This is a genomic window from Tsuneonella sp. HG222 (genome assembly GCF_053819185.1).
The window spans coordinates 1,813,337-1,836,499 of the sequence record NZ_JBSOQZ010000001.1 but is presented as its reverse complement, the minus strand read 5'-3'; the positions used below and the strand labels follow the sequence as shown (position 1 = coordinate 1,836,499).

The window sequence follows — 23,163 nt, the reverse complement described above, 5'->3', positions numbered from 1 at the left end:
TTCGGCGACTATCGGGCACGGCGGGCCGGCTTTGCAAGCAGCGATAGCGACGGGCCGCTGAACCTCAGCTTTCGGGCACATTCCGGCGCAGGTCGTCCAGCCAAACGGCGGCCACGGCATCGCTCGGCGCGCGCCAGTCGCCGCGCGGGGACAGCGCGCCGCCCGACGAAACCTTGGGCCCGTTGGGGATCGCGCTGCGCTTGAACTGGCTAAATTCGAAGAACCGCCTGCAGAAGCTTTCCAGCCACTTGCGGATCTCGGCCAGGTCGTACTCGCGCTTGGCCCCTTCGGGGAAGGCGTGCGGCCACAAGCCGCGATTGGCGTCGCGCCACGCGTGCCAGGCCAGGAACGCCACCTTGGCGGGGGTCTGGCCGAAACGGATCATGTGGTGGAGATAGAAGTCGGCCAGCGAATAGGGCCCGATCTTCTCCTCGGTGCTCTGGATGGCGCCGTCCGCGCCGGGCGGGATGAGCTCGGGGCTGATCTCGGTCGCCAGCACGGCCTCGAGCACGCTGTCGATCCCGTGATCGAACTGGTCGGTCCGGGTTGTCCAGCGGATCAAATACTGGATCAACGTCTTGGGCACCCCGGCGTTGACCGCGTAGTGGCTCATCTGGTCGCCCACGCCGTAGGTGCACCAACCCAGCGCCAGCTCGCTGAGGTCGCCGGTGCCGATCACGAACCCGCGATGATGCCCCGCCAGGCGGAACAGGTAATCGGTCCGCAGGCCCGCCTGCACATTCTCGAACGTGGTGTCGTAGATCGGCTTTCCCTCCGCGAAGGGATGGCCGATGTCGCGCAACATGCGCTCCGCCGTGGGGCGGATGTCGATCTCCTCGGCCGTGATGCCGAACGCTTCCATCAGCTTCCAGGCATTCGACTTGGTCCCTTCCGAGGTGCCGAAGCCGGGCATGGTGTAGCCGCGAATGGTCGAGCGCGGTAGTTTCAGCCGGTCGCAGACCTTGGCCGCAACGATCAGCGCATGGGTCGAATCGAGGCCGCCCGATATGCCGATGACCATGGACTCGCCGCTCGTCGCCTCGAACCGCCGCATCAGGCCGTCGACCTGGATGTTGAACGCCTCGAAGCAATCCTCGTCCAACTTGTGCTGGCGGTTGGGCACGAAGGGGAAGCGCCGGATCGTGCGGGCAAGCCCGATGTCGCCTCGCGCTGGGGCGTGATCGAACCGGATCGTGCGGAATCTGTCCTCTGGGCGCCCGGCGGCCTCGGCCGCGTCGTTGAACGTCTGCCAGCGCAGCCGGTCGGCCAGGATGCGGTCGGTGTCGACATCGGCGATGCATAGTTCGGGCCGCAGTTCGAACCGCTCGCTTTCGGCCAGCAGGTCGCCCAGTTCGAAGATCATCCCCTGGCCGTCCCAGGCCAGATCGGTCGTGCTCTCGCCGTGCCCGGCGGCCGAATAGACATAGGCGCTGGCGGTGCGGGCCGATTGGGCGCGGCACAGCAGGTGGCGCTCGTCGCTCTTGCCGATCACGATGTCGGAGGCCGAGAGGTTGGCTAGGATCGTCGCCCCGGCCAGCGCGCCGCGGGTGGAGGGCGGGTCGGGCGCCCAGTAATCCTCGCAGATCTCCACGAACAGCTTGAAGCCGGGCAGCTGGTTGGAGGCGAAGACAAGGTCGACCCCGAACGGCACCTCGCTGCCTGCCACGCGGATCGCCTTTCCGCGCACATTGCGCCCGTGGGCGAACCAGCGCTTTTCATAGAATTCGCGGTAGTTGGGCAGGTAGCTTTTGGGCACGACCCCGAGCAGGACCCCGTCGGCGATCGCCAGCGCGCAGTTGTAGAGCCGCCCTTCGTGCCGCAGCGGGGCGCCAATCAGCAGGACCGGCGACAACCCTTTGCTGGCACGCACGACCTCGGCCACCCCCGCCTCGACCGCATCCAGCAGCGCGCCCTGCATGACCAGGTCGTCGAGCGCGTAGGACGACAGGCAGAGCTCGGGATAGACGACCAGATCGACGTGGGCGGCGTGGGCGCGCTGCGCCTCGTCGACGATCCCGGCGCAGTTGTAGCTCACGTCGGCAGTGCGGACCCGGGGCGTGCTCGTCGCCACCCGCACGAAGCCGTGGCGGTGCATGTCGTAGAATGGATGGGTGCGGCCCTCTGCTGCGGGGTCCGGCCCGCCGCGCGCCGGTTCCAGCCAGTCGCCCGGCTCGCAGATACCCAGTTCGGCCAGGCGCCGCTGGATACCCGGGCGCGGAACCTTGCCCTTGGTTTCCCACCCATAGACGGTCCGGCTGGGCCAAGGATCTGGATCGCCGTATTTCTCGCCGAATCCGGCGGCGGTCAGCGGCGGCAACTGGCTTTCGCGCCAGGCGCGAATTTTCTCTCCGGCAAGATGCATGATCAATCAGTATCCCCAAAGGATACTCCGAGCAAGAGCATCATTCCCGCAAACCTTTTTCGAGCAGCTCCAGCGCGGCTTCGAGCGAAGCGATCCGCACCCCGTCGCGCCCGATCGGGCCGAAATGCTCCTCGCGGTGATGGACCGGGCCGCCGCGTCTGCGGGCGCACAAATGGACGAGGCCTTCCTCATCCTCGTCGCCGCCCGGGCCAGCAAACCCGGTGATGGCGACCGCGAGGTCGGCCTGCGAACGGTGCAGCGCGCCGGCAGCCATCTGCAGCGCGACATTGCGGCTCACGCCCTTGCAGGCGTCGACCTCGGCATGATCCAGCCCGAGAATGTCGCACTTGGCGTCGAGCGAGTAGGTGACGAATCCCCGGTCGAACACATGGCCGCGGCCGCGCACGTCGGTCAACAGCGCGGCGAGTAGCCCGCCCGTGCAGCTTTCCGCGGTGGCGAGCTTCACGCCCTTCTCGTGCGCCAGGTCCAGCACCTTGCAGGCCCGATCGGAAACGGCGGGCGGCAGGATCGGGGACAGAGTGTCCGCTTGCATGTCAGTTCCTCGCTGCATGGCCTTATGCCGCGAGGAATGTCCTTTGGGGGCAGAGGGTTCCCCGCTCAGGCGGCCTCGCGCGCGCCCACGTCGAGCCTGGCCTTGACGGTCGCCTTGCCCAGATCGAGGCCGTAGAGCTTGGCCGCGTTTCCGCCCACCAGTTTGGCGACCGTGGCGGGGTCCATGTGGCCCATCGTCTGGTCGATCGTGCGCACCGAATTGGGCCAGATCGAATCGGGGTGCGGATAGTCGCTGGCCCACAGCATGTTGTCCGGGCCCCAGAACTCGGTCAGCCGCATCGCCGTGGGGCTCTGCTGGAAGGTGCCGTAGACCTGGCGCTTGAAAACCTCGGACGGTTTCATCTTGTGCGGGATGCCGCCCTTGTCGTCCCAATAGTCGGCGCATTCCCACAGCCGGTGATGCCGATAATCGAGCTCCTCGATCACCCAGGGGACCCAACCGATGCCGCTTTCGGCGATGACGATCTTGAGCCCCGGGTGCCGTTCCAGGATGCCCCAGGCGAACAGGTCGACGAAGGGATCGAGGAACTGTTCGATGAACATCTTGGCGTGCAGGAAGGTCGCGCCGGGGCTGCCCTTGTACTTGTCGAATGCGTCGCCCGCCTTGGGGAACACGGTGACATGGAAGCTCAGCACGATGCCGCTTTGCTCCAGCAGGTCGAACAGCGGTTCCCAGCGGGGATCCTCGAGCCGCGGCTCGGCCACCGCGATCTGCAAGTTGGCCTGCTTGCACCCGCCGCGCTTGGCGAGCCGCTGCAGTTCCTCGAACGCCGCCTCGGGATGCGGCGGCAGCATCGCCACGCCGATCAGCCGGTCGGGGGCGACCGAGCAGAAATCCTCGTACAGCCAGTCGTTGTAGGCCGCGTAGCAATCGCGCCGGAATTCCTCGTCGGTCGTCTTGATCGACGTGACCGGCCCGAACACGACATGAGCCCAGACGCGGTCGCGGTCCATGTCCTGCAGGCGCAGCACCGGGTTGCCGGCGCGCAGTTCGGTCAGGTCCTCCACGCCGCCGCGATCGTAGGCGGTCAGAATTGGCTTGGGACCGTTGCCGAAAGGGCTGGGCCCCTTCTTGCCAGACCAGAACCCCCAGCGCTCGCCGTCGGCGATCCAGGCCGCCGGCCCGCCCTCGGGCGCCTCGATATGCGGGGTGCGATCGCCCCACTTGCTGGCCATTCGCTTGGCCAGCGCGTCGGCCGGCAGCATGTTGAGATCGAGATGGTCGTCGCACGAGACGAGGGCGGTTTCGAGCATGGTCGCTTTCTCCCAAAGACGTTTGCTGGCCCGTTACACGAAAAAGGGCCGCGTGGGGACTGGTCCACGCGGCCCTTTTCTTGGGCGGACTAAAGTGTCAGCGTCAGCGGCAGCGGACGGGGCCCTGCGCCACCCTCTTGCCGAGCAGCGCGCCGGCTGCCGCGCCGAGAATCGTGCCGGTGGCGCGTTCGCCCCGGGTATCGACCGCACGGCCCACGAGCGCGCCGGCGGCGGCGCCGACGATCAGGCCGGTCGTTCCGTTCGAACGCTTGCAGTAATAGCGCCCGTCATTGCCCTGCCAGTAGCGCACGCCGTTGTCCGACTGGTAATAGCGCGGAGCCTGCTGCTGGTAGTAGCGGCCGTCGCGGTGGCGGTCGGCCAGGGCGGGGGTCGCGGGCAGTGCCAGCGAGGCCACGGCGAGAGCGAGAATAGTCTTTTTCATCTGGCTGTCCCTTCATTCGTATTCGGTATCTGGGAGTGGAACCCCGCTCTTCCCGCCAGGGTCCACAACGTCAGATGAACAGGTCGATGGACTGCGATTTTCACGACGAGCCGAGCATTTTCGAGGGACGAAATGTCTGTCGTCTCCTATGCCGCAGGACCGTTGCAGGATGACGAATATGAAATGCGATCTGGTGGACGTGTTCGGCTCGGGCTCGCTCAGCGGCAATCCGCTGGCGGTGGTCCATGGGGTGGAGGGACTGACCGACGAACAGATGCTGCGTCTGACGCAGTGGCTGGGATTTTCCGAGACGACCTTCCTCCTGCCGCCGCGCGATCCGGCCGCGGATTACCGGGTGCGCATCTTCTATCCTGCCGGTGAATTACCTTTCGCCGGGCACCCTACTTTGGGTACCTGCCACGCCTGGCTGCGGGCGGGCGGGATGGCGAAGCGGGCAGGGGAGTTCGTCCAGGAATGCGGGGCGGGCCTGATCGCCATTCGCGGCGATGGCAACACGCTGGCGCTGAAGGCCCCCGGCTTCACCCGCACCGGCCCCTTGAGCGAGAGCGAACTTGCCGCTGCGACTCGTTCCGCCGGCGTAGATCCGGCGCACGTGGTCGAGGCGGTGCATGTCGCCAATGGGCCGCAATGGCAGTTGTTGCGGCTCGATAGCGCCGAGCAAGTACTGGCAGCCAGGCCCGCGGCCGAAGCGCCGATCGGGACCGACATCGGCCTCGCCGCGCCCGCCGCCCCCGGCTCGGGCGCGGACTGGGAGCTGCGTGCCTTCTTCGCCAACCAGCACGGCCAATTGCGCGAGGATCCGGTGACCGGCAGTTTCAACGCCGGCGTGGCGCTGCACTTGTTCGCCGCCGGACTGGCGCAGGGTCGCTACATCGCCGCGCAGGGGCGGATGACGGGTGCCGACGGGCGGGTCGAGTGCGTGCAGGATGCCGACGGGTCGGTCTGGATCGGCGGGCGCTGCGCAATCGTGGCGCAGGGCGCGGCGCTGACGGCGTTCAGCTGAGCGCCGCGGCGTCCTCGCGGTCGCGCTGGGCGCGGCTCTTCTTCTCGGCGGCGGTCTTGAGCTGGCCGCAGGCGGCATCGATGTCGCGCCCGCGCGGCGTGCGGACCGGCGCGCTGATCCCGGCCTGGAAGACGATTTCCGAGAAACGCCGTACCCGCTCGGGTGTCGAGCATTCGTAGGGCGCGCCCGGCCAGGGGTTGAACGGGATCAGGTTGACCTTCGCGGGCAAGTTGTAGTGCTTGATCAGGCGGACGAGTTCGCGCGCGTCGTCGTCGCTGTCGTTCTTGTCCTTGAGCATCACGTACTCGAAGGTGATCCGCCTTGCGTTTGAGGCGCCGGGATAGGCCGCGCAGGCTTCGAGCAGTTCCTCGATGCCGTACTTCTTGTTCAGCGGCACGATCTCGTCGCGCACGTCCTTCGTTACCGCGTGGAGGCTGACCGCCAGGTTGGTGCCGATCTCCTCGCCGCAGCGCGCCATCATCGGAACGACGCCGCTGGTCGACAGGGTGATGCGCCGCTTGGACAGGGCGAGGCCTTCGCCGTGCATGACGATGTGCAGCGCGTCGCGCACGTTGTCGAAATTGTACAGCGGCTCGCCCATGCCCATCATCACGATGTTGGTCAGCAGGCGGCCGTCGGCCCTGTACTCGGCCTCGTCCTCCACTTCCGCGAAGTCCATCTTGCCTTTCGGCCACTCGCCCAGCGCATCGCGCGCCAGCATGACCTGGCCCACGATCTCTCCCGGAGTCAGGTTGCGCACCAGCTTCATCGTGCCGGTATGGCAGAACCGGCAGTTGAGCGTGCAGCCGACCTGGCTAGAAACGCACAGCGTGCCGCGGTCCGCGTCGGGGATGAAGACCATCTCGAAATCGTGGCCGTCGGCGGTGCGCAGCAACCACTTGCGCGTGCCGTCGGTCGAATGCTGCGCCTCGATCACTTCCGGCCGGCCGATCACGAAGCGCTCCGCCAGCCACGGACGCATGGCCTTGGAGATGTCGGTCATCTCCGCGAAATCCGTCACCCCGCGATGATAGAGCCAGTGGAACACCTGCTTGGAGCGCAGTTTGGCCTGCTTGGCATCGAGCCCGGCATCGCCGAACAGATCGATCAATCGCTTCATCGACAACCCTAGGAGGTCGACGCGCCCGTCCTCGCGCGGCGTGACGTCGCGCGCGACGGGAACCGGATCGATCGCTCCGGGGATGGGCATAAGGGCAGTGTCGGCCATGACGTGGCGCATATAGGGCGGGTGGAGCGCGAAGGCCAGGACGCGCGGCCAGGCGAATGAAATTACGCGGCGAAATGCGATTATTGCTCGCGCAGGCGCTCGTGAACGCAGCATTTTGCCGCCGAGTTCCCGACTTTCGTCGTGCCCCAAGCGCAGTCCGTCGAAGCATGTGTTGCACAAAAACATCATGATTTTCGTTGTCTTAGGTTCATGAAACTAGACGCGGTCTCAAGTCATTCTCCGGGTCCACGCCGCACGTCGCGGCGCGAGTACGTGAAGAATGGAGTTCGTTATGAAGAAGAGTCTCGCACTTATCCTGACCGCCAGCGCCCTGGGCATGGCGGCTCCAGCGATGGCTCAGGACACCGGGTTCAGCGGTCCGTGGGTTGCTGCGGTTGCCGGTTATGACATCAACAAGGCCGGCAGCTCGCAGGACGACGGGATCAACACCCCGAGGGACCAGAATGCCGAAGGCGTGGTCTACGGTGGTGCGGTCGGTTACGACTTCGACCTCGGCACCATGGTCGTCGGCGCCGAGGCCGAACTGACCGATTCCACCGCGGATTCGACCTACGGCGATCCGTACACCACCTTCGGCCTCGGCAGCGTCGATGCGGGCCGTGACCTTTATGTCGGCGCCCGCGCCGGCTTCAAGGTCGCCCCCAGCACGCTGCTCTATGCCAAGGGCGGCTACAGCAACGCCCGCTTCAACTATCAGGGCACCGATGGGTCGACCATCTACGCGACCAACATCGACACGGACGGTTTCCGTCTCGGTGCCGGTGTCGAGCAGAAGATGGGCAGCAATGCCTTCGCCAAGCTCGAATACCGCTACAGCAACTACAGCGAGGGCGAGGTCGATTTCGAAGCGAACAACGTCGTCGACAGCGACCGGTTCGACATCGATACCGACCGCCATCAGGTGGTTGCCAGCGTAGGCATCCGCTTCTGATCGACGCATAGCGATCGGAAGCCGAAGGGCCGGGGAGCGATCTCCGGCCCTTCGTATGTCCTTCGTCAACGAATTCGTGCGCAGCCCACCGTCGCGGCGTCCATCGCCGTCGCCACGCCGGCAAGCTCGTAGCGATCGGTGAAACGCCGCCCGGCCGTGTCGGTCGCCGAGAGGTTCATCGTCGAAGCCGAGCGCATCGCCGCCACGATGGCCGCATCCATGCGCCGGTCGACCGCCCAGGCGTCTACCCCGCCACCGGTTAGTTCGAAGCGGGCGCTGCCCAGCGTGAGGACCAGGCGCGGCGTGTCGGCCAGGGCGCGCGAGAGGCGGAAATGGACCTGGTTGCGCACCCCGCGGCGGGGCCATGTGGCGATGTCGGCAAAGGCCGGGAAGGCCGTCGCCGTGTCGCTGGCGAGGGCTATGGCATAGCAGCGCGGCACGGCTGGATCGCGAAACGCCGCCCAGGTTTCGAACACGCCGAGGTCGTCCTTCGCGGCGAGGGGAGCGGCAAATAGCAGTGCGGAAAGGGCCAGCGCGCGACGCATCGCAGCGGCCTTATCGGTCGGTGCTGGGATAGTCGATGCGCACGACTTCCCATTCCTTCTCGCCCGACGGCAGGCGCACCGTGCGACAGTCGCCCACGGCCGCGCCGCGCAGGGCGCGCGCGATCGGCGCGCTCCAGCCGATCCGCTCGGACGAAGGATCTTGTTCGTCGTCCCCCACAAGGGTGAGCGTGCGCTCGTTGTCGTCCTCGTCCGCGATGGTGACGGTTGCGCCGAACCACGCGCGGCCGCGGTCCGGCTGCTCCGCCGGGTCGACCACACGGGCTGCCTTCATTCGCCGGGCGAGATGGGCAAGCTCGCGGTCGATCTCGCGCATGCGCTTGCGGCCGTAGAGGTAGTCCCCGTTCTCGCTGCGGTCGCCGTTGCCCGCGGCCCAGCTCACGATGGCGACGATCTCCGGCCGCTCGGTGCCAAGCAGCCGGTCGTAGCGCGCCCGCAGGGCGGCGAGCCCCTCGACGGTAATCGGGTTCGAACCGGGTTCCATGGGCGGGACTTAGCCCGCCGCTGGACCGGACGCCATGCCCCCGAGTAACGCTATCGGCACGAACTCAGCGCAGGAGCGCGCCGAGCGGCCGGGCCTTGCCGTAGGGTGCCTTGTCCGGATGCAGAGCCTCGTAGACGACCGCGTTCTCGAGCACGCGCTGGACGTAGTTCTTCGTCTCGTAGAACGGGATCTTCTCGATCCAGTCGATCCAGCTGATCGAACCGTTGCGCGGGTCGCCGTTCTGCGCGAGCCACTTGTTCACGTTGCCGGGCCCGGCGTTGTAGGCCGCGATCGCGAGCGGATAGCTGCCGTTGTAGCGCGACAGCAGCCGTTCGATGTGGTTGCTGCCTAGCTGGACGTTGTAGCCCGCGTCGTCGACCAGCGAGGCCGACATGTAGGCGACGCCGGCCTTCTCGGCCTCCTCGCGCGCGGTGCCCGGCATCAGCTGCATCAGACCGCGGGCGCCGGCGTGGCTGACCGCGTTCTGCGCGAACTGGCTTTCCTGCCGCGCGATGGCGTGGACCATGGTCCAGTTCGTGCCGTGCGGCGCGACGAGCGTCGGGTAGCCCAGCGCGGTGAAATCGTTGTGCCCGTCGGCCCCGGCCGCATCGGCCAGGATCACTGCCAGGTCGCGCCGGCCGATATCGCGCGCGAGATTGGCGACGAGCAGGTGTTCGGACAGCGTCGTCGCCTGGTTTGCGATCTCGCGGTAGAACTTGACCCCCGTCGCCCACGGGGCGTCGCGGGCGACTTCGGCCACGGCGGCGGTCAGCGGGGCGCTGGCGAAGGTGTTGCGCTCTGCCGGAGTCGGCTCGGCCGTCGGCATCGCGTCGAACGCGGGGAGCGGCCGGCCGAGCCGCTCGAGCGCCAGCTGGCCATAGAACCGGTCGGGATAGGCGGCGGCCATTTCGTAATAACGCTTGGCATCCTCGGTCCTGCCCGCGCGGCTGGCCGCGTGGCCGGCCCAGAAGAAGCCCTTGGAGCGGGTCGGCGGAGTGCGCGCGGCGGTGCCGTAGCGGTAGAATAGCGGCGCGGCGGACGCAGCGTCGCCCAGTTCCCACAATGCCTTCGTCCCGCCCAGCCAGACGAGCGAGGTGTAATCGTCACGCAGCTTGTAGCCCAAGTCGGCGACATTGGTGCCGGGTGCGAACGCCTCGTCGATGCGGCCGGCGATGCGCGCCGCCGCGCTCGCCCCGCCCATGCGCGCCACCTGCAATTGCTCGGTCACCCATGCGGTCTGGTCGAAGGGGAGCGATGCGAGGGGAGGGCGATTGGCGAGCAGGTCAACCGCAGCCGGTGCGCGCCCTTCGGTACGCAGTTCGCGGCTGCGGTTGTAGAGATAGCCCGGGTCGCTCTGCGCCAGCGGGTTGCCGGTCGCGCCGTCGCCGCCCTGCAGAATCGCGAGCCGCGCCTGGAGAATCTCGCGCTTGGCCGGGGAAACAAAGGCGATCTGGCGCCCGGCGCCCGCGGCGTCGCGCTGCCACAGCAGGGCGTCCATCCGCGCATCGTGATCGGCCGGCGTGAAGCGGCTTCCGTAGCTGGCGTAGATCGCCGCTTCGGCGCTGCTGCTCATCTCGCCCCCGCGCCATGCGTCGAGCGCGACCTGCGCCGCATCGCCTGGCCGCTGGGTCATCAGCGCCAGCGCATAGTGCGCGCGGGCGAAATTCGATTGCGGCGCGTAACGGTCGAAGAAGCCTACCAGCTGGCTGTTCTCGACGAACTGCGATCGCAGCCGCTCCTCGGCGTAATCCTGCAGCTTCGCGGCTTCCGGGAAGCCGGGATAGGTCAGCAGGAACGAGGCATAGGTCTCGAACGGATAGGCCTTGCTGGCGCTGAGCGCCTCCCACTGGCGGATCGCAGGAGCCATGCGCCCGGGGCCTTGCGCCACCAGGTCGGCCCGCGCCCGATCCCAGTCGGCCGCGCCGTAACTTGCTTCCTGGGCGTGAACCACGCCGGCGGTCGTTGCGAGGAAGATGGCGATGGGGGCAAGTCTAAGCATGCTGGACATCGTGGCAGGCGGCTCCTTATCAGGCGGTGAACGACGCCGTCGCTTGCGCGACAGACCCAGACGACACCATGATTCAAATACAGGAGCGGTGCAAATGTTCTCCGGTTCGATTCCCGCCCTGGTGACTCCCTTTCGCGATGGAGCGTTCGACGAGGGCGCCTTTCGCCGCTTCGTCGACTGGCAGATCGACAACGGGTCGAGCGCCCTGGTGCCCTGCGGCACGACCGGCGAGAGCGCCACGCTCGACCGCGACGAGCATCACCGGGTGATCGAGGTCTGCGTCGAGCAGGCCGCGGGGCGCGTGCCGGTGATCGCCGGATGCGGATCGAACGACACGATGGTGGCGCTGGATCACCTGAAGTTCTGCGAGGAGCTGGGCGGGGTGGCCGCGGGGCTCGTCGTCTCGCCCTATTACAACCGGCCGAGCCAGGCCGGGCTGATCGCGCACTTCTCCTATCTGGCGGAAAACTCGGGCCTGCCGATCATGCTCTACAACGTGCCCGGGCGCACGGTGGTGGACATCCAGGCCGACACTGTGGTCGAACTGGTGCGCAGGCATCCCGGCCGGATCGTCTCGATCAAGGATGCCAGCGGCGACCTGCAGCGGCCGGTTCTCCACAGCCGCGAGCTCGGGCCGGACTTCAACCAACTGTCGGGCGACGATCCGCTCGCGCTGGCCGGCTATGCGATGGGTCAGGTCGGCTGCATTTCGGTCACCGCCAACGTCGCGCCCCGGCAATGCGCGGATTTTCATGCCGCCTGCGCCGCGGGCGATTTCGAGACCGCGCGCCGGATGCACGAAAAGCTGATCGGCCTGCACAAGGCGCTGTTCCTCGACGCCAGCCCGAGCCCCGCGAAGTACGCGCTCAACAAGCTGCAGCCGTGGTTTCCCGGCGAGCTGCGCCTGCCGATCGTCGCGTGTTCGGATGCGGCGCGGACGGCGGTGGACGAAGCGCTCGACTTCGCCGGGTTAAGCGCCTGATTCGCTAGTAGAGCGGCGAGGGGTGGTCCTCGCCCAGCATCATCGCGCCGTAGCTCGCCAGGGCGGGCCTGGCGACGATCATGTGCTGGTTCAGCGTCAGCGCGTCGCGCGCCAGGCGTTCGAGCGGGCAGTCCTGGAAAATGGCATTCGCGCCGATCAGGTCGACCAGCCTGCGGGTGACGTCCGCGGCCATGCGGAAGCAGTTGACGTTAGCCAGGGCGAGGCGGCCCTTGGTCTCGACCTTCGGCATACCCCATTCGAGCTCGGTCCAGAACTCGTCGGCCGCCGAATAGAGAAAGGCCCGCGCTGCGCCGTGAAGCGTCTCGCATTCGGCGATCGTCTCGCGAACGTGCGGCAACTGGCCCAGCGGCTGGGGCGGGATGCCGCCCTTGCGGACCGCGATCAGCGCGATCGCCTCGTCGAGCGCGCGGCGTGCGGTGCCCAGCGGAACGGCGGCCATCGTCGTCACCCAGTTGAATCCGCTCGAATAGAGCGGGTCCTTGCCTTCGAACAACGCGGCATCGATGCGCATCGCCTGGTCTTCCGGGATGAACACGGCCTCGGCCCGGTAGTGGGTCGAGCCCGATCCGCGCAGGCCGAGCGTGTGCCAGGTGTCTTCGATGACAAGCTGGTCGGCCCGGCAGAAGGCGAGGCGCGATTCGGGCATTCCGTTCTCGCCCACGACAGGCTGGCCGCCTTCGTGCACCACGGCGCCGGTCATCACCACGTCGGCCGAGGTGATGCCGCTGCCGAACGGGAAACGCCCGGACAACTCGTAGCCGCCCGCGACGCGGTCGAGCCTGCCGTGCCCCGAGGTAAACTGTCCGGCCGTGATCATGTCGGGATGAGGCAGCAGACGGGCCGACGCCTCAGGCGCTAGGAGTTCGGCCAGCAACCCACTGTCGGTCCCGATCTTCACGCACCAGCCGACCGAAGGATCGGCCTCGGCCAGAACCTCGATCACCTCAAGATGCTGGCGCAGCGTCATCTGCGGGCCGTCTTTCGCGATACTGCGCCCCATGCGGAAGAATCCCGCTTCCCGCAGGTCGTCGACGAGGTCGGCCGGGAGCCGCCGGAGATCCTCGATCTCCCGCGAGCGGGCGCAGATCGCCGGCGCCATGGCCTGGGCATTGGCGAGAATCCGCGCCGGCGTAAGCTCCCGATCGATCTTCGCTGCCGTCGCCACCGCTGTCCCTCCCAAGACGATTCGCCGGCCAGTCTAGGATTTTGCGTGCTCCCCGCCTACATGCCGCGGCCATGGCCCGTCCCAAGCCCTCCACATTCGACAAGAAGAAGACCGTCGCCGAAAACCGGCGGGCGCGGTTCGACTATTTCATCGAAGAGACCTTCGAGGCCGGGATCGCGCTGACCGGGACCGAGGTCAAATCGCTCCGCTTCGGAGAAGGCTCGATCGCCGAAAGCTATGCCGCTGTGCAGGACGGCGAGGCCTGGCTGATCAACGCCAACGTCCCCGAGTTCAGCCACGGCAACCGTTTCAACCACGAGCCGCGGCGGCCGCGCAAGCTGCTGCTCCACGCGCGCGAGGTCGAGCGCATGCTCGGCGCGGTCGAGCGCAAGGGCATGACCCTGGTGCCGCTGTCGATCTATTTCAATTCCAAGGGGCGGGCGAAAGTCGAACTGGCCTTAGCCAAGGGCAAGCAGACGCACGACAAGCGCCAGACGATGAAGGACCGCGACTGGCAGCGCGACAAGGCCCGCTTGCTGCGCGATCGGGGCTGACCCACGCGGTTAAGCGCACGTTCGCGGCAGCCAAGCTAACCCCTCCTTCCGTTGGGAATCGAAAGGTGTATGAGGCGCGCGATGGCGAAGCGCTCGAAGACATGGCTGGCTGACAAGCTGCTCAAGATGCCGACTCGCGAAGAGATGGCGGCGAACCGCTTTCTGCGTCCGTTCGCCAGCCGGATCATGCGCTCGGAGCTTTGGCGCTTCACCCGCCGTTCGGTTCCGCGCGGCGTTGCCCTCGGCATGCTGGTGGGGATCATCATTCCCTTCGCGCAGATCCTGTTCGCGGCGCTGCTGAGCGTCTCGGTCCGCGCGAACGTTCCGCTCGCCGCAGCCATGACCTTCGTCAGCAATCCCTTCACCACGCCGTTCATCTGGGTGATCGCGTACAAAGTCGGCGAAGTCATTCTGCGAGTCGATGCGGCAAGCGTCGTCTCGCCGGTCAACACGGCCATCGAACGGACCGAGTTCCAGGAATTCATCCAGTGGTTGACCGGCGCAACGCTGGTCACGGCATTCGGCCTGATCGTCTTGTCGGTGGTGCTGGCGGCAGTCAGCTATCTTGTGTCGAGCTGGTTCTGGCGCTGGCGGACGGGTCGCAAGCGCCAGCGTCTGCTGCGTCGCCGAAGCACCTCGCTCGCGCCGGCGGAATGAGCGCCATCGAGGACAGCGACCGCAGCGGCACGCGCGATACGCTGGCAGTCGCGGCTGCCGCCCTGGCGAGCGTGGCGCTCGTCCAGTTCGCCGCCTCCAGCCTCGTCGTGACGCTGTCCTTTGCCGGCGGCCTTGTGGTTTTGGGCCTCATAGCGTTCGCCGCGGCGCGGGGCACCCGCTCCGCCCGCGTGGTCGATGCGCCCGTCATGCCCGACTGGTCGGTCACGGTGACCGCGATCGAGCAGGCGGGGATCGCCGTCGCCATCACAGATCGGGCCAACCGGCTGGTCTGCGCCAACGCCGCGTTCGAATTGTGGTTCGGGTCGAGCCATGCTCCGCCCCGGCTGCCGGTCGACGGCGCTTCGCTCGACGCGCTCGACCGTGCCGCCCGCGCCGCCTGGCGCGACGGGGTGAGCGCGCGAGAGACCATCGCCGACGAAGCCAACGCCTGGACGGCCGAAGTCGTGCGGGCGGGCAGGGGGGAAGACTATCTCGTCTGGCGGTTCGCCCCGGTCACCCGGACCGAGCCGTTGCAGGCGATCGGCAAGTACGTGACCGGCATATTCGGGCGCATCCTGTCCGGCGCGGGCATCGAGGTGGCGCTGGTCGGGCCGGAGGGCGCCATCCGCGCCTCCAGCCCCGGCTTCGCGCGCCGCTCGATGGGCGACGAGCACGCCAGCATGGCCGGGCAGGATTTCACCGCCCTGCTGCGCTCCGACGAGCGCGAGCGGATCTATTTCGCCCGCGAAGGGCGCAAGGGCAGCCCGCAGACGCTGGTGCAGGTCCCGCTGTTCGAGCCGGGCAAGCAGGAGCGGATCGGGGCCGATCAGGCGCCGTCGCTGATGCTGCTGGTCGATCACGGCGTGGGCCTGGGCGGCTGGGGCGGCGAGACCCGCGGCCAGACGCCCCAGCTCGAGGCGCTGCTCGAGCAGCTGCCGGTTGGCCTGGCCATGACCGACCGCGACGGACACTTCCTGTTCGCCAACCCGGCCTTCCGCCGGGCGGCCGGCATCGCCAAGTCGGTGCACCTGCCGCCTTACCCCTCGGACCTGGTCGTCCCCTCGGACAAGACCGCCATGTCCGACGCGGTGCGCCGGTACGGGCAGGGCCCGGCGTCAAGCGGCGACATGGCGGTGCGGCTGCGGACCGATCCCGAAGAACCGGTCAGCCTGGGTCTCGCCGGCGTGCGCGGACTGGGCGACGCGGCCGTGCTGCTGAGCCTGGCGGACACAACCGAGGAGACGCGCCTCAAGAAGCAAGTCGCGCAGGCCACGAAAATGCAGGCCGTCGGCCAGCTGGCGGGCGGCGTGGCGCACGATTTCAACAACGTGCTGACCGCCATCATCGGTTACTGCGACCTCATGCTGATGCGCCACATCCCGGGCGACAGCGACTACGACGACATCCAGCAGATCAAGGCCAATTCCAACCGCGCCGCCAGCCTGACGCGCCAGTTGCTCGCATTCAGCCGCCAGCAGACCCTGCAGCCCGAGATCATCCAGCTGCCGGACGTGATCAGCGAGGTCGGCCAGCTGCTCAAGCGCCTGCTCGGTGCCAAGATCACGCTCAAGACCCATCACGACCGCGAGCTCGGCGCCGTGCGCGCCGATCCGCGCCAGCTCGAACAGGTCATCGTCAACCTGGCGGTCAATGCGCGCGACGCGATCCAGAGCCGCGGCGGTGAAGCGGCGGCCGGCACGCTGACCTTCGCCACCCGCCGCGTGGCCGCGACCGACATCCGCCGGATGCGCGACAACGAGATCATCCCGGCCGGGCACTACACCGCGCTCATCGCCGAAGACACCGGCGGCGGCATCCCGCCGGAAAACCTCGCCAAGATCTTCGAGCCGTTCTTCACCACCAAGGAGCTGGGCAAGGGCACGGGCCTCGGCCTCTCGACCGTCTACGGCATCGTCAAGCAGTCGGGCGGATTCATCTTCGCCGACAACGTGACCGGGCCCGACGGGCGGATAAAGGGCGCGCGCTTCACGATCTACCTGCCGGTCCACCATGCCACGCCCGAGGAGCTGGCGAAGGAGAAGCAGGCGGAAGAGGCGGCCGACTGGTCGGGCGGCGGGCGCATCCTGCTGGTCGAGGACGAGGACATGGTCCGCGCCGTGGCCGAGCGGGCCCTGACCCGGCAGGGCTATACAGTCACCACCGCGAGCGACGGTGACGAGGGGCTGGAAAAGGTCAAGGCCGGCGAACAGTTCGACCTCGTGGTGTCCGATGTCGTCATGCCGGCGATGGACGGCCCGGCGATGGCGCGCGAGATCCGCAAGCTCGCCCCTGCGCTGCCGATCCTGTTCATGTCGGGCTATGCCGAAGAGCAGCTGCGCAACGACATCGACATGGACGACATGTACTTCATCCCCAAGCCGTTCAGCGTGCAGCAGATCGCCGCCAAGGTCGGGCAGGTGCTTGCCGCCAGCCGGTGAGGGGCGCGGCGCGAGTGGACCAAACCTCCGGCATCGTTCAGCATCCCGAAAGCCGGTGTAACATTATCACATAGGCACGAGGTTCCCAGGGGAGAGCACCGATGCGTTTCCGCAGTCTTGCACTAGCCACCACTCTGATGGCCGCGCCTCTGGCGCTGCCGCTTCATGCCCAGGCCGATCCCGAGACCGAGGCGACCGCGCAGGGCGATCTCGCCGTCACGATCTACAACACCGGGCAGTCGCTGGTGCAGGACGTGCGCCAGATCGCCATCGCGCAGGGCCGCACGCGGATCGAATTTCCCGACGTCTCCGCCATGATCCGCCCCGAAACGCTCAGTTTCGCCGCAGCGGACACCGGGATCGTCGAGCAGAACTTCGATTTCGACCTGCTGACCCCGACCAAGCTGATGGAGAAGGCCATCGGCCAGCAGATCACCCTGGTGCGGACCAATCCCGCGACCGGCGTTGAGACGCGCGAGCGGGCGACCGTCCTGTCCACGGTGGGCGGCGTGGTGGTGCGGATCGGGGAGCGTATCGAGGTCCTGCGCGACGACGACCTGCCCGTGCGCGTGATTTTCGACCGGGTGCCGGCGAACCTGCGCGCCCGGCCGACGCTTTCGGTCACCCTGCAGAGCGAACGGGCCGGCACGCGCCCCGCTTCGCTGCGCTACCTGACGCCCGGCCTCGGCTGGGGTGCCGACTATGTCGCGCTCTACGACGAGACCAAGGGTACCGTCGACATGCAGGGCTGGGTCACGCTGACCAACAACACCGGCACCACGTTCCACAACGCCGACACCCTGCTGGTGGCAGGCAACCCGAACACCGGCACGCCGGTCTATCGCCCCGGCGGGCGCCCGGTACGCGGCATGCCGGTGCCTCCCCCACCTCCGCCGCCGCCCGGCGCATTTGTCCCGGGTACCGAGTCTCCGGACCGTGAGCGCCTCGGCGATTTCTACCTCTACCCGCTGGCCGGCCGGACCACGATCGCCAATGCGCAGACCAAGCAGGTCAGCTTCCTCGACGTGCAGACCGTGCCGGCGCGCAAGGTCTACAGCCGCGAGGTCGGCTGGCTGGGCAATGATGGCGGCCCGGTTGCCGTGGCCAGCGCGATCTCCTTCAGCTCGAGCAGGCAGGGGGGCCTGGGCGATGCCCTTCCTGCCGGCACCGTCCGCTTCTACCAGCGCGACCGGGCGGGCAATCCGCAGTTTATCGGTGAGAACGGCATCGGCCATACGCCGATGGGCAGCGAACTGACGCTCAAGACCGGCGACGCGTTCGACGTCTATGTCCAGGCCGAGGTCGAGAAGCGCGAGACGATCACCGGCGAGGAGTGGGAGCGGACCTCGCGCTACCGCGTCTACGAGGACGGACAGCTCGTCCGCACGGTCGAAGGCGAGCGGCCGAAGACCTTCTACCGCACGACGATGCGCTACACCCTGACCAACGCCCAGAGCCGTCCGGTCGATGTCGAGCTAGTCCAGTCGGGGCTCGACCGTGGCTGGTGGGGCAACGACTTTCGCGTGACCAGCGAGGACGTGCCCGGCGAGCAGCTGAATCTCGATCGGCGCAAGTTCGTGATCAGCGTGCCCGCCAACGGCCGGCGCGAGGTCCGCGTGACCTACGAGACGCGGTACTGAGGGGAAGGAAAGTGCGCTTTCCGGCGCTCCTTCTGGCCGCAACGGCGCTCTTGCCGGCAGGGACGGCGCTTGCCCGCGACGCGGTCGACGCCTCGGCGCCGCAAAAGCTGGCGGTGACGCTCTACCGCGATCCCAACCGCGGAGAGAGCCAGCCGATGCGCGCCGACTGGCCTCAGGGCTTCGCGATGATCAGCGAGACTCGCACCGTCACCCTGCCGCCCGGCGAATCGACGATCCGCTTCGAAGGCGTGGCGGAAGGCATGGTGGCCGTGACCGCGATCGTCACCGGCCTGCCCGGGGGGACGATCGAGAAGAACCGCAATGCCGACCTGCTGAGCCCGGGCGCGCTGGTCGACGGAACTCTCGGCAACCGGTTGACGATCACCCGGACCGATCCCGCGACCGGAGCGCAAAGTGCCGAGAGCGCGATCATCCGCACACGGGCCGACGGCGGGATCGTGTTGCAGACCGGCTCCGGTTTCGAGGCGGTGCGCTGTTCGGGCCTGCCCGAACGGCTGACCTTCGACCGGGTGCCCGCCGGGCTATCGGCCCAGCCGGTGTTCTCGATCGACACGCGCGACGAGCGCGGCGGGACCCACACCGTCACGCTGACATATCTCGCCTGGGGGTTCGACTGGCAGGCGCACTACGTGGCGACGCTGGAGGAAGGCGGGCGCGGCGACGACGTCCGGATGCGGCTGATGAGCTGGCTGACGCTGCTCAACGACAACGGCCAGAGCTTTCCCGACGCGGACCTGATGGTCGTGGCGGGGCGCCTCAACGTTCAGAGCGACTATGCGGCGCTGTCGGACCCGCCCGATGCCCGGCCGCTCAACCTGGTCTGCTATCCGCTGGGGCATACGGCCGACGGCTCGCCTTATGGCGGAATCGCACCTCCGCCGCCCGCGCCGCCGCCGCCACCAATGGCTGTTTCCGCCGTAAGCGACGAGGCGATCATCGTGACCGGCTCCAAGGTTTCCGCCCGGCAGATGGCGGCCGCCCCGGCCATGGTCGCCGAGGAAGAGGATCTGGGCGACCTCAAGCTCTATCGCGTGCCGGAACCGGTAACCCTATCGGCCAAGGGCCTCAAGCAGGTCGCCTTCCTCGACCGGCGCGGCGTGAAGGGCGAAATGCTCTACAAGGCGGCTTGTCATCCCTGGGCCTACCAGGAGGACGGATCCTTCGTACCGGCCGAGATGCTCCTGGCGACGGTCAATGACGCAAAGCACGGGCTCGGCGTGGCGCTGCCGACCGGCGCGATCACCGTGTTCGAGCCGACCGCCTACGGCGACCTCCTCGCAGGCGAACAGCAACTGCGCAACTATGCCGCCGGCCAGGATGTCGAGATCGCGATGGGGCAGAGCGCGCAGGTTTTCGCCGCATGCGAAGTTATCGGCCGCGAGCCTAGCTTCGAGCCTGGCGACACGGTGACGATGCGCGTGAGGCTCAGCAACGCCGCAAGGTCCGCTGCCCGTGTGCGGCTATCGCTCGGCGGCAGCGGGGAAAATGCGGTCAGCGGATTGCGCGGCGTCCGCGTCAAGGATGGCGAGCGGGTCGCGGATATCGACGTTCCGGCCAGCGGAACGCGCGAAGTGCGCTTCACCTACCGCCTGGACTGAGCGCCAGACCGCGCAATTGCGCCATTTCCTGCATTGCGTAGGAAATTTACGTTCCCCTCTTGTTCTGTCGGAACAAATGGGATACATCCTTTCCCAACAGGGGTTTTCGGGCCAATCCGGACCGGCCTCTGGCCAAACGTGGAAAGGGTATGTCATGGCGGCTGCGAACCTGAAGCTGGTGGAAGGCAAGGAAGTGGATTCGGACCGTCAGAAGGCGCTCGATGCGGCGCTCGCGCAGATCGACCGCGCGTTTGGAAAGGGCTCGGCGATGAAGCTGGGCCAGAAGGAGACGATGCAGGTCGAAACCATTTCGACCGGCTCGCTCGGGCTCGACATCGCGCTCGGCGTCGGCGGCCTGCCCAAGGGCCGGGTGATCGAAGTCTACGGCCCGGAAAGCTCGGGCAAGACCACCCTGGCGCTTCACGTGCTGGCCGAATGCCAGAAGAACGGCGGCACCGTGGCGTTCGTGGACGCCGAGCACGCGCTTGATCCGGTCTATGCCAGGAAGCTGGGCGTCAACATCGACGAACTGATCATCTCGCAGCCCGACACCGGCGAACAGGCGCTCGAGATCGTCGACACGCTGGTGCGTTCGAACGCGATCGACGTTCTGGTGGTCGATTCGGTCGCCGCGCTGGTGCCCCGGGCCGAGATCGAGGGCGAGATGGGCGACAGCCATGTCGGCCTCCAGGCGCGCCTGATGTCGCAGTCGCTGCGCAAGCTGACCGGCTCGATCAACCGCTCCAAGTGCATGGTCATCTTCATCAACCAGCTGCGCATGAAGATCGGCGTGATGTACGGCAATCCCGAGACGACGACCGGCGGCAACGCGCTCAAGTTCTACGCTTCGGTCCGGCTCGACATTCGCCGCACCGGGCAGATCAAGGATCGTGACGAGATCATCGGCAACACCACCCGCGTGAAGGTGGTCAAGAACAAGGTGGCCCCGCCGTTCAAGCAGGTCGAATTCGACATCATGTACGGCGAAGGCATCTCGAAGATCGGCGAGATTCTGGATCTCGGCGTGAAGGCCGGGCTGGTGGAGAAGTCGGGCAGCTGGTTCAGCTACGATTCGATCCGCATCGGCCAGGGCCGCGAGAACGCCAAGACCTACCTGAAGGAAAATTCCGAAGTTTGCGACAGGCTGGAAGCCGCGATCCGCGGCCGCACCGACCAGGTCGCCGAGGAGATGATGACGGGGCCGGACGCGAACTCCGAAGACTGATCCTCAACCGGCGCTGTCCTGGTGTATACTTAGTGTCACCTTTCAGCGGCGCCGCAACGAACCGGAGCCGGCGCGGCAGTCCTACGGGGCCCGCGCCGGCCTCTTCGTTCGCGGGAAGGAGCTTTCGGCACGCACCGCGCTTCGCTAGGGAACTCTCTCAGACAGGAGGGTGCCGGACATGGAAGTGCGCGACTGGCAGGGGCGGACCGGCGATAGCTGGGCGGCCGAGTGGAAGCGTACCGACCGCAGCTTCGGCGGACTGACCGAACGCCTGCTCGCCCGCACCCGCGACTTCCCCATGCGCGACGTGGTCGACATCGGCTGCGGGGCGGGGGAGCTTTCGCTCGCCATCGGCCGCGGCCGCCCGGAAGTCCAGGTCACCGGGGTCGACCTCTCGCCGCAGCTAGTGGCCGTCGCCCGCGAACGCGGTGCCCATCATGGCAACGTCAGCTTCGTCGAGGCCGATGCCGCCGCGTGGCGCCCCGAGCAGGAAGGGGTGACCGACATGGTCGTCTCGCGCCACGGGGTGATGTTCTTCGCCGATCCGGTCGCGGCCTTCGCCAACATCGCAGGTTACGTCTCGCCCCGGGCGAACCTGCTGTTCTCCTGCTTCCGCCCTCTGGCGGAGAATCCGGCCTTTTCCGAGCTCGGCAAGCTGCTGCCCCCGCCCGCCAGCCCGCCCGACCCGCGCGCACCGGGCCCCTTCGCCTTCGCCGACCGGGAGTACGTCAGGGGCATTCTCGAAGCGGCGGGGTGGGGAGACGTCCGCTTCGAGGCGTTCGATTTCGCGATGATCGCCGGCGCGGGCGACGATCCGGTGGGCGACGCGCTGTCCTACTTCACCCGCATCGGCGCGGCGGCGGCCCCCCTGGCGGAGATGAACGACGCGGAGCGGCAGGCGACGCTGGAGAAGATACGGCACCTCGCCCGGCAGAACTGCCGCGATGGTGTCGTGGCCCTTCGCGCCGGTGCGTGGCTTGTCACCGCCCAACGCGCCTGAGGACGGTTCCCCCGGTTCGTCGCCGGGCGAGCCGATACCTGCCCGCAATCTGCCGGTCATCGTCAACCGCTCGGGGGGCACCGCTTCCCGGGCGGGGGAGGCTTTGCAGGACGAACTCGTCTCCGCGTTCGCGGCTGCCGGCTCTTCGGTGTCGCCGCAATTGGTGGAAGGCAGGCAGGTGCAAGCGACCGTGCGGGCCCACGCCACGGCGCTCCGCATTGTCGTCGGCGGCGGTGACGGCACGATCGGGTCGGCTGCGGGCCTGGCGGCGGAGCACGGCTTCGAACTCGCGATCCTCCCGCTTGGCACGCGCAACCACTTCGCCCGGCAGCTCGGCGTTCCGCTCGACCTAGAGGAAGCGGCAAAGCTCGCCGCGGGGGGCACCGCGGTGCCGATCGACGTGGGCGACTGCGGGGGAGAGGCGTTCATCAACAACGTGTCGGTCGGCGCCTACGTGGACCTGGTGAGGGAGCGCCAGCACACCGGCTTGCCCAAGGCCCTCGCCTCGATCGTCGCTGCCTTGCACATCCTCTTTCACCTGCGCGCACGCCGCTTCAGCCTTGTCCTCGACGGCGAGCGCATCGAGATCGTGACGGCCATGCTGTTCGTGGGCAACAACCGCTACGAGATATCCGAAGGCCATCCAGGCGTACGCGACAGCCTGACCGACGGGCGCATGTCCGTCTTCGCGCTCGCGCCCCTGTCGGCGTGGCAGGTCATGGGTCTCGCCTTCCGGACCCTCGTCGGCCGTCCGGACATGCGACGCGACTTCGCGCTCGACTGCACGGTGCGGGACATGACCATCGAAGGACCAGGATCCGCGCTAGAGATCGCGCTGGACGGAGAGCGCAAGACCATCCCCCTGCCGCTCAATCTGCGCATACGGCCAAGGGCGCTGCGCGTGGTCGCAGGGCCACAGGGAGGCGGTTGATCGCTTGGGGCGAACGGCTCGACCGCCTTAACCGTCTTGTC

20 protein-coding genes are annotated in these 23,163 nt (G+C 67.6%); 11 read left to right on the top strand and 9 right to left on the bottom strand.

The features are described 5' to 3' along the window. Positions 1 to 64 precede the first annotated feature (64 nt). The 4 genes from ACWPMZ_RS09340 to ACWPMZ_RS09325 all read right to left on the bottom strand — a co-directional run bounded on the left by ACWPMZ_RS09340 (position 65) and on the right by ACWPMZ_RS09325 (position 4,631). Positions 65 to 2,095, bottom strand: coding sequence for an NAD(+) synthase (locus tag ACWPMZ_RS09340; protein WP_455704184.1), 2,031 nt, complete (start codon positions 2,093 to 2,095; stop codon positions 65 to 67). A gap of 307 nt (positions 2,096 to 2,402) precedes the next feature. Further along, complete coding sequence (locus ACWPMZ_RS09335; protein ID WP_455703735.1) at positions 2,403 to 2,915, bottom strand: CinA family protein; 513 nt, start codon at positions 2,913 to 2,915, stop codon at positions 2,403 to 2,405. Between the two features lie 65 nt (positions 2,916 to 2,980). Further along, positions 2,981 to 4,189, bottom strand: coding sequence for an amidohydrolase family protein (locus tag ACWPMZ_RS09330; RefSeq protein WP_455703734.1), 1,209 nt, complete (start codon positions 4,187 to 4,189; stop codon positions 2,981 to 2,983). Positions 4,190 to 4,292: 103 nt separating this feature from the next. Next, entirely contained in the window at positions 4,293 to 4,631 is a 339-nt protein-coding gene (locus ACWPMZ_RS09325) for a glycine zipper 2TM domain-containing protein (RefSeq protein WP_455703733.1), read from the bottom strand. Positions 4,632 to 4,800: 169 nt separating this feature from the next. Between ACWPMZ_RS09325 and ACWPMZ_RS09320 the strand changes: the two genes are divergently transcribed. After that, the gene (locus ACWPMZ_RS09320; RefSeq protein WP_455703732.1) at positions 4,801 to 5,655 is read left to right on the top strand and encodes a PhzF family phenazine biosynthesis protein; all 855 of its coding nucleotides are present in this window, start codon (positions 4,801 to 4,803) and stop codon (positions 5,653 to 5,655) included. On the opposite strand, the gene rlmN is transcribed toward ACWPMZ_RS09320, so the two are convergent. Continuing rightward, positions 5,648 to 6,883: a 23S rRNA (adenine(2503)-C(2))-methyltransferase RlmN gene (gene rlmN, locus ACWPMZ_RS09315; RefSeq protein WP_455703731.1), complete on the bottom strand. Its 1,236-nt coding sequence runs from the start codon at positions 6,881 to 6,883 to the stop codon at positions 5,648 to 5,650. The two genes, ACWPMZ_RS09320 and rlmN, sit on opposite strands and share 8 nt — an antisense overlap. 292 nt (positions 6,884 to 7,175) lie before the next feature. On the opposite strand from rlmN, the gene ACWPMZ_RS09310 reads away from it, so the two are divergent. Continuing rightward, positions 7,176 to 7,835, top strand: a complete 660-nt coding sequence (locus tag ACWPMZ_RS09310; RefSeq protein WP_455703730.1) for an outer membrane protein — start codon at positions 7,176 to 7,178, stop codon at positions 7,833 to 7,835. A gap of 65 nt (positions 7,836 to 7,900) precedes the next feature. Here ACWPMZ_RS09310 and ACWPMZ_RS09305 read toward each other — a convergent pair whose 3' ends face one another. The 3 genes from ACWPMZ_RS09305 to ACWPMZ_RS09295 all read right to left on the bottom strand — a co-directional run bounded on the left by ACWPMZ_RS09305 (position 7,901) and on the right by ACWPMZ_RS09295 (position 10,881). Beyond that, positions 7,901 to 8,380: an invasion associated locus B family protein gene (locus ACWPMZ_RS09305; protein ID WP_455703729.1), complete on the bottom strand. Its 480-nt coding sequence runs from the start codon at positions 8,378 to 8,380 to the stop codon at positions 7,901 to 7,903. A 10-nt stretch (positions 8,381 to 8,390) separates the two neighbouring features. After that, entirely contained in the window at positions 8,391 to 8,882 is a 492-nt protein-coding gene (locus ACWPMZ_RS09300) for a GreA/GreB family elongation factor (protein WP_455703728.1), read from the bottom strand. A 64-nt stretch (positions 8,883 to 8,946) separates the two neighbouring features. After that, positions 8,947 to 10,881, bottom strand: a complete 1,935-nt coding sequence (locus tag ACWPMZ_RS09295; RefSeq protein ID WP_455703727.1) for a lytic transglycosylase domain-containing protein — start codon at positions 10,879 to 10,881, stop codon at positions 8,947 to 8,949. Between the two features lie 103 nt (positions 10,882 to 10,984). On the opposite strand from ACWPMZ_RS09295, the gene dapA reads away from it, so the two are divergent. Then, entirely contained in the window at positions 10,985 to 11,872 is an 888-nt protein-coding gene (dapA, locus tag ACWPMZ_RS09290; protein WP_455703726.1) for a 4-hydroxy-tetrahydrodipicolinate synthase, read from the top strand. A gap of 4 nt (positions 11,873 to 11,876) precedes the next feature. Here dapA and ACWPMZ_RS09285 read toward each other — a convergent pair whose 3' ends face one another. After that, positions 11,877 to 13,058, bottom strand: coding sequence for an acyl-CoA dehydrogenase family protein (locus ACWPMZ_RS09285; protein ID WP_455703725.1), 1,182 nt, complete (start codon positions 13,056 to 13,058; stop codon positions 11,877 to 11,879). A 71-nt stretch (positions 13,059 to 13,129) separates the two neighbouring features. Between ACWPMZ_RS09285 and smpB the strand changes: the two genes are divergently transcribed. The 8 genes from smpB to ACWPMZ_RS09245 all read left to right on the top strand — a co-directional run bounded on the left by smpB (position 13,130) and on the right by ACWPMZ_RS09245 (position 23,122). After that, entirely contained in the window at positions 13,130 to 13,612 is a 483-nt protein-coding gene (gene smpB, locus ACWPMZ_RS09280) for an SsrA-binding protein SmpB (protein ID WP_455703724.1), read from the top strand. Positions 13,613 to 13,693: 81 nt separating this feature from the next. Beyond that, positions 13,694 to 14,269 (top strand): DUF2062 domain-containing protein, encoded by a 576-nt coding sequence (locus ACWPMZ_RS09275; protein WP_455703723.1) that lies wholly within the window; start codon positions 13,694 to 13,696, stop codon positions 14,267 to 14,269. Further along, positions 14,266 to 16,707, top strand: a complete 2,442-nt coding sequence (locus ACWPMZ_RS09270; protein ID WP_455703722.1) for a response regulator — start codon at positions 14,266 to 14,268, stop codon at positions 16,705 to 16,707. The genes ACWPMZ_RS09275 and ACWPMZ_RS09270 overlap by 4 nt, the downstream gene beginning before the upstream one ends. Before the next feature lie 101 nt (positions 16,708 to 16,808). Next, a complete protein-coding gene (locus ACWPMZ_RS09265; RefSeq protein ID WP_455703721.1) occupies positions 16,809 to 18,347 on the top strand; it encodes a DUF4139 domain-containing protein in 1,539 nt (512 codons plus the stop codon). Positions 18,348 to 18,358: 11 nt separating this feature from the next. Then, on the top strand, positions 18,359 to 19,966 hold the full coding sequence (locus ACWPMZ_RS09260; protein ID WP_455703720.1) for a DUF4139 domain-containing protein: 1,608 nt from the start codon (positions 18,359 to 18,361) through the stop codon (positions 19,964 to 19,966). A 154-nt stretch (positions 19,967 to 20,120) separates the two neighbouring features. Beyond that, entirely contained in the window at positions 20,121 to 21,191 is a 1,071-nt protein-coding gene (gene recA, locus ACWPMZ_RS09255) for a recombinase RecA (RefSeq protein ID WP_455703719.1), read from the top strand. 178 nt (positions 21,192 to 21,369) lie between these two features. Next, on the top strand, positions 21,370 to 22,191 hold the full coding sequence (locus ACWPMZ_RS09250; protein WP_455703718.1) for a class I SAM-dependent methyltransferase: 822 nt from the start codon (positions 21,370 to 21,372) through the stop codon (positions 22,189 to 22,191). Further along, a complete protein-coding gene (locus ACWPMZ_RS09245) occupies positions 22,169 to 23,122 on the top strand; it encodes a diacylglycerol/lipid kinase family protein (RefSeq protein WP_455703717.1) in 954 nt (317 codons plus the stop codon). The genes ACWPMZ_RS09250 and ACWPMZ_RS09245 overlap by 23 nt, the downstream gene beginning before the upstream one ends. The last annotated feature ends 41 nt before the right edge of the window (positions 23,123 to 23,163 follow it).

Bases quoted from the DNA above. Each gene is read 5' to 3' on its own strand.
- ACWPMZ_RS09340 (WP_455704184.1), bottom strand. From the start codon at position 2,095: ATGCACCGCCACGGCTTCGTGCGGGTGGCGACGAGCACGCCCCGGGTC.
- ACWPMZ_RS09335 (WP_455703735.1), bottom strand. From the start codon at position 2,915: ATGCAAGCGGACACTCTGTCCCCGATCCTGCCGCCCGCCGTTTCCGAT.
- ACWPMZ_RS09330 (WP_455703734.1), bottom strand. From the start codon at position 4,189: ATGCTCGAAACCGCCCTCGTCTCGTGCGACGACCATCTCGATCTCAAC.
- ACWPMZ_RS09325 (WP_455703733.1), bottom strand. From the start codon at position 4,631: ATGAAAAAGACTATTCTCGCTCTCGCCGTGGCCTCGCTGGCACTGCCC.
- ACWPMZ_RS09320 (WP_455703732.1), top strand. From the start codon at position 4,801: ATGACGAATATGAAATGCGATCTGGTGGACGTGTTCGGCTCGGGCTCG.
- rlmN (WP_455703731.1), bottom strand. From the start codon at position 6,883: ATGGCCGACACTGCCCTTATGCCCATCCCCGGAGCGATCGATCCGGTT.
- ACWPMZ_RS09310 (WP_455703730.1), top strand. From the start codon at position 7,176: ATGAAGAAGAGTCTCGCACTTATCCTGACCGCCAGCGCCCTGGGCATG.
- ACWPMZ_RS09305 (WP_455703729.1), bottom strand. From the start codon at position 8,380: ATGCGTCGCGCGCTGGCCCTTTCCGCACTGCTATTTGCCGCTCCCCTC.
- ACWPMZ_RS09300 (WP_455703728.1), bottom strand. From the start codon at position 8,882: ATGGAACCCGGTTCGAACCCGATTACCGTCGAGGGGCTCGCCGCCCTG.
- ACWPMZ_RS09295 (WP_455703727.1), bottom strand. From the start codon at position 10,881: ATGCTTAGACTTGCCCCCATCGCCATCTTCCTCGCAACGACCGCCGGC.
- dapA (WP_455703726.1), top strand. From the start codon at position 10,985: ATGTTCTCCGGTTCGATTCCCGCCCTGGTGACTCCCTTTCGCGATGGA.
- smpB (WP_455703724.1), top strand. From the start codon at position 13,130: ATGGCCCGTCCCAAGCCCTCCACATTCGACAAGAAGAAGACCGTCGCC.
- ACWPMZ_RS09275 (WP_455703723.1), top strand. From the start codon at position 13,694: ATGGCGAAGCGCTCGAAGACATGGCTGGCTGACAAGCTGCTCAAGATG.
- ACWPMZ_RS09270 (WP_455703722.1), top strand. From the start codon at position 14,266: ATGAGCGCCATCGAGGACAGCGACCGCAGCGGCACGCGCGATACGCTG.
- ACWPMZ_RS09265 (WP_455703721.1), top strand. From the start codon at position 16,809: ATGCGTTTCCGCAGTCTTGCACTAGCCACCACTCTGATGGCCGCGCCT.
- recA (WP_455703719.1), top strand. From the start codon at position 20,121: ATGGCGGCTGCGAACCTGAAGCTGGTGGAAGGCAAGGAAGTGGATTCG.
- ACWPMZ_RS09250 (WP_455703718.1), top strand. From the start codon at position 21,370: ATGGAAGTGCGCGACTGGCAGGGGCGGACCGGCGATAGCTGGGCGGCC.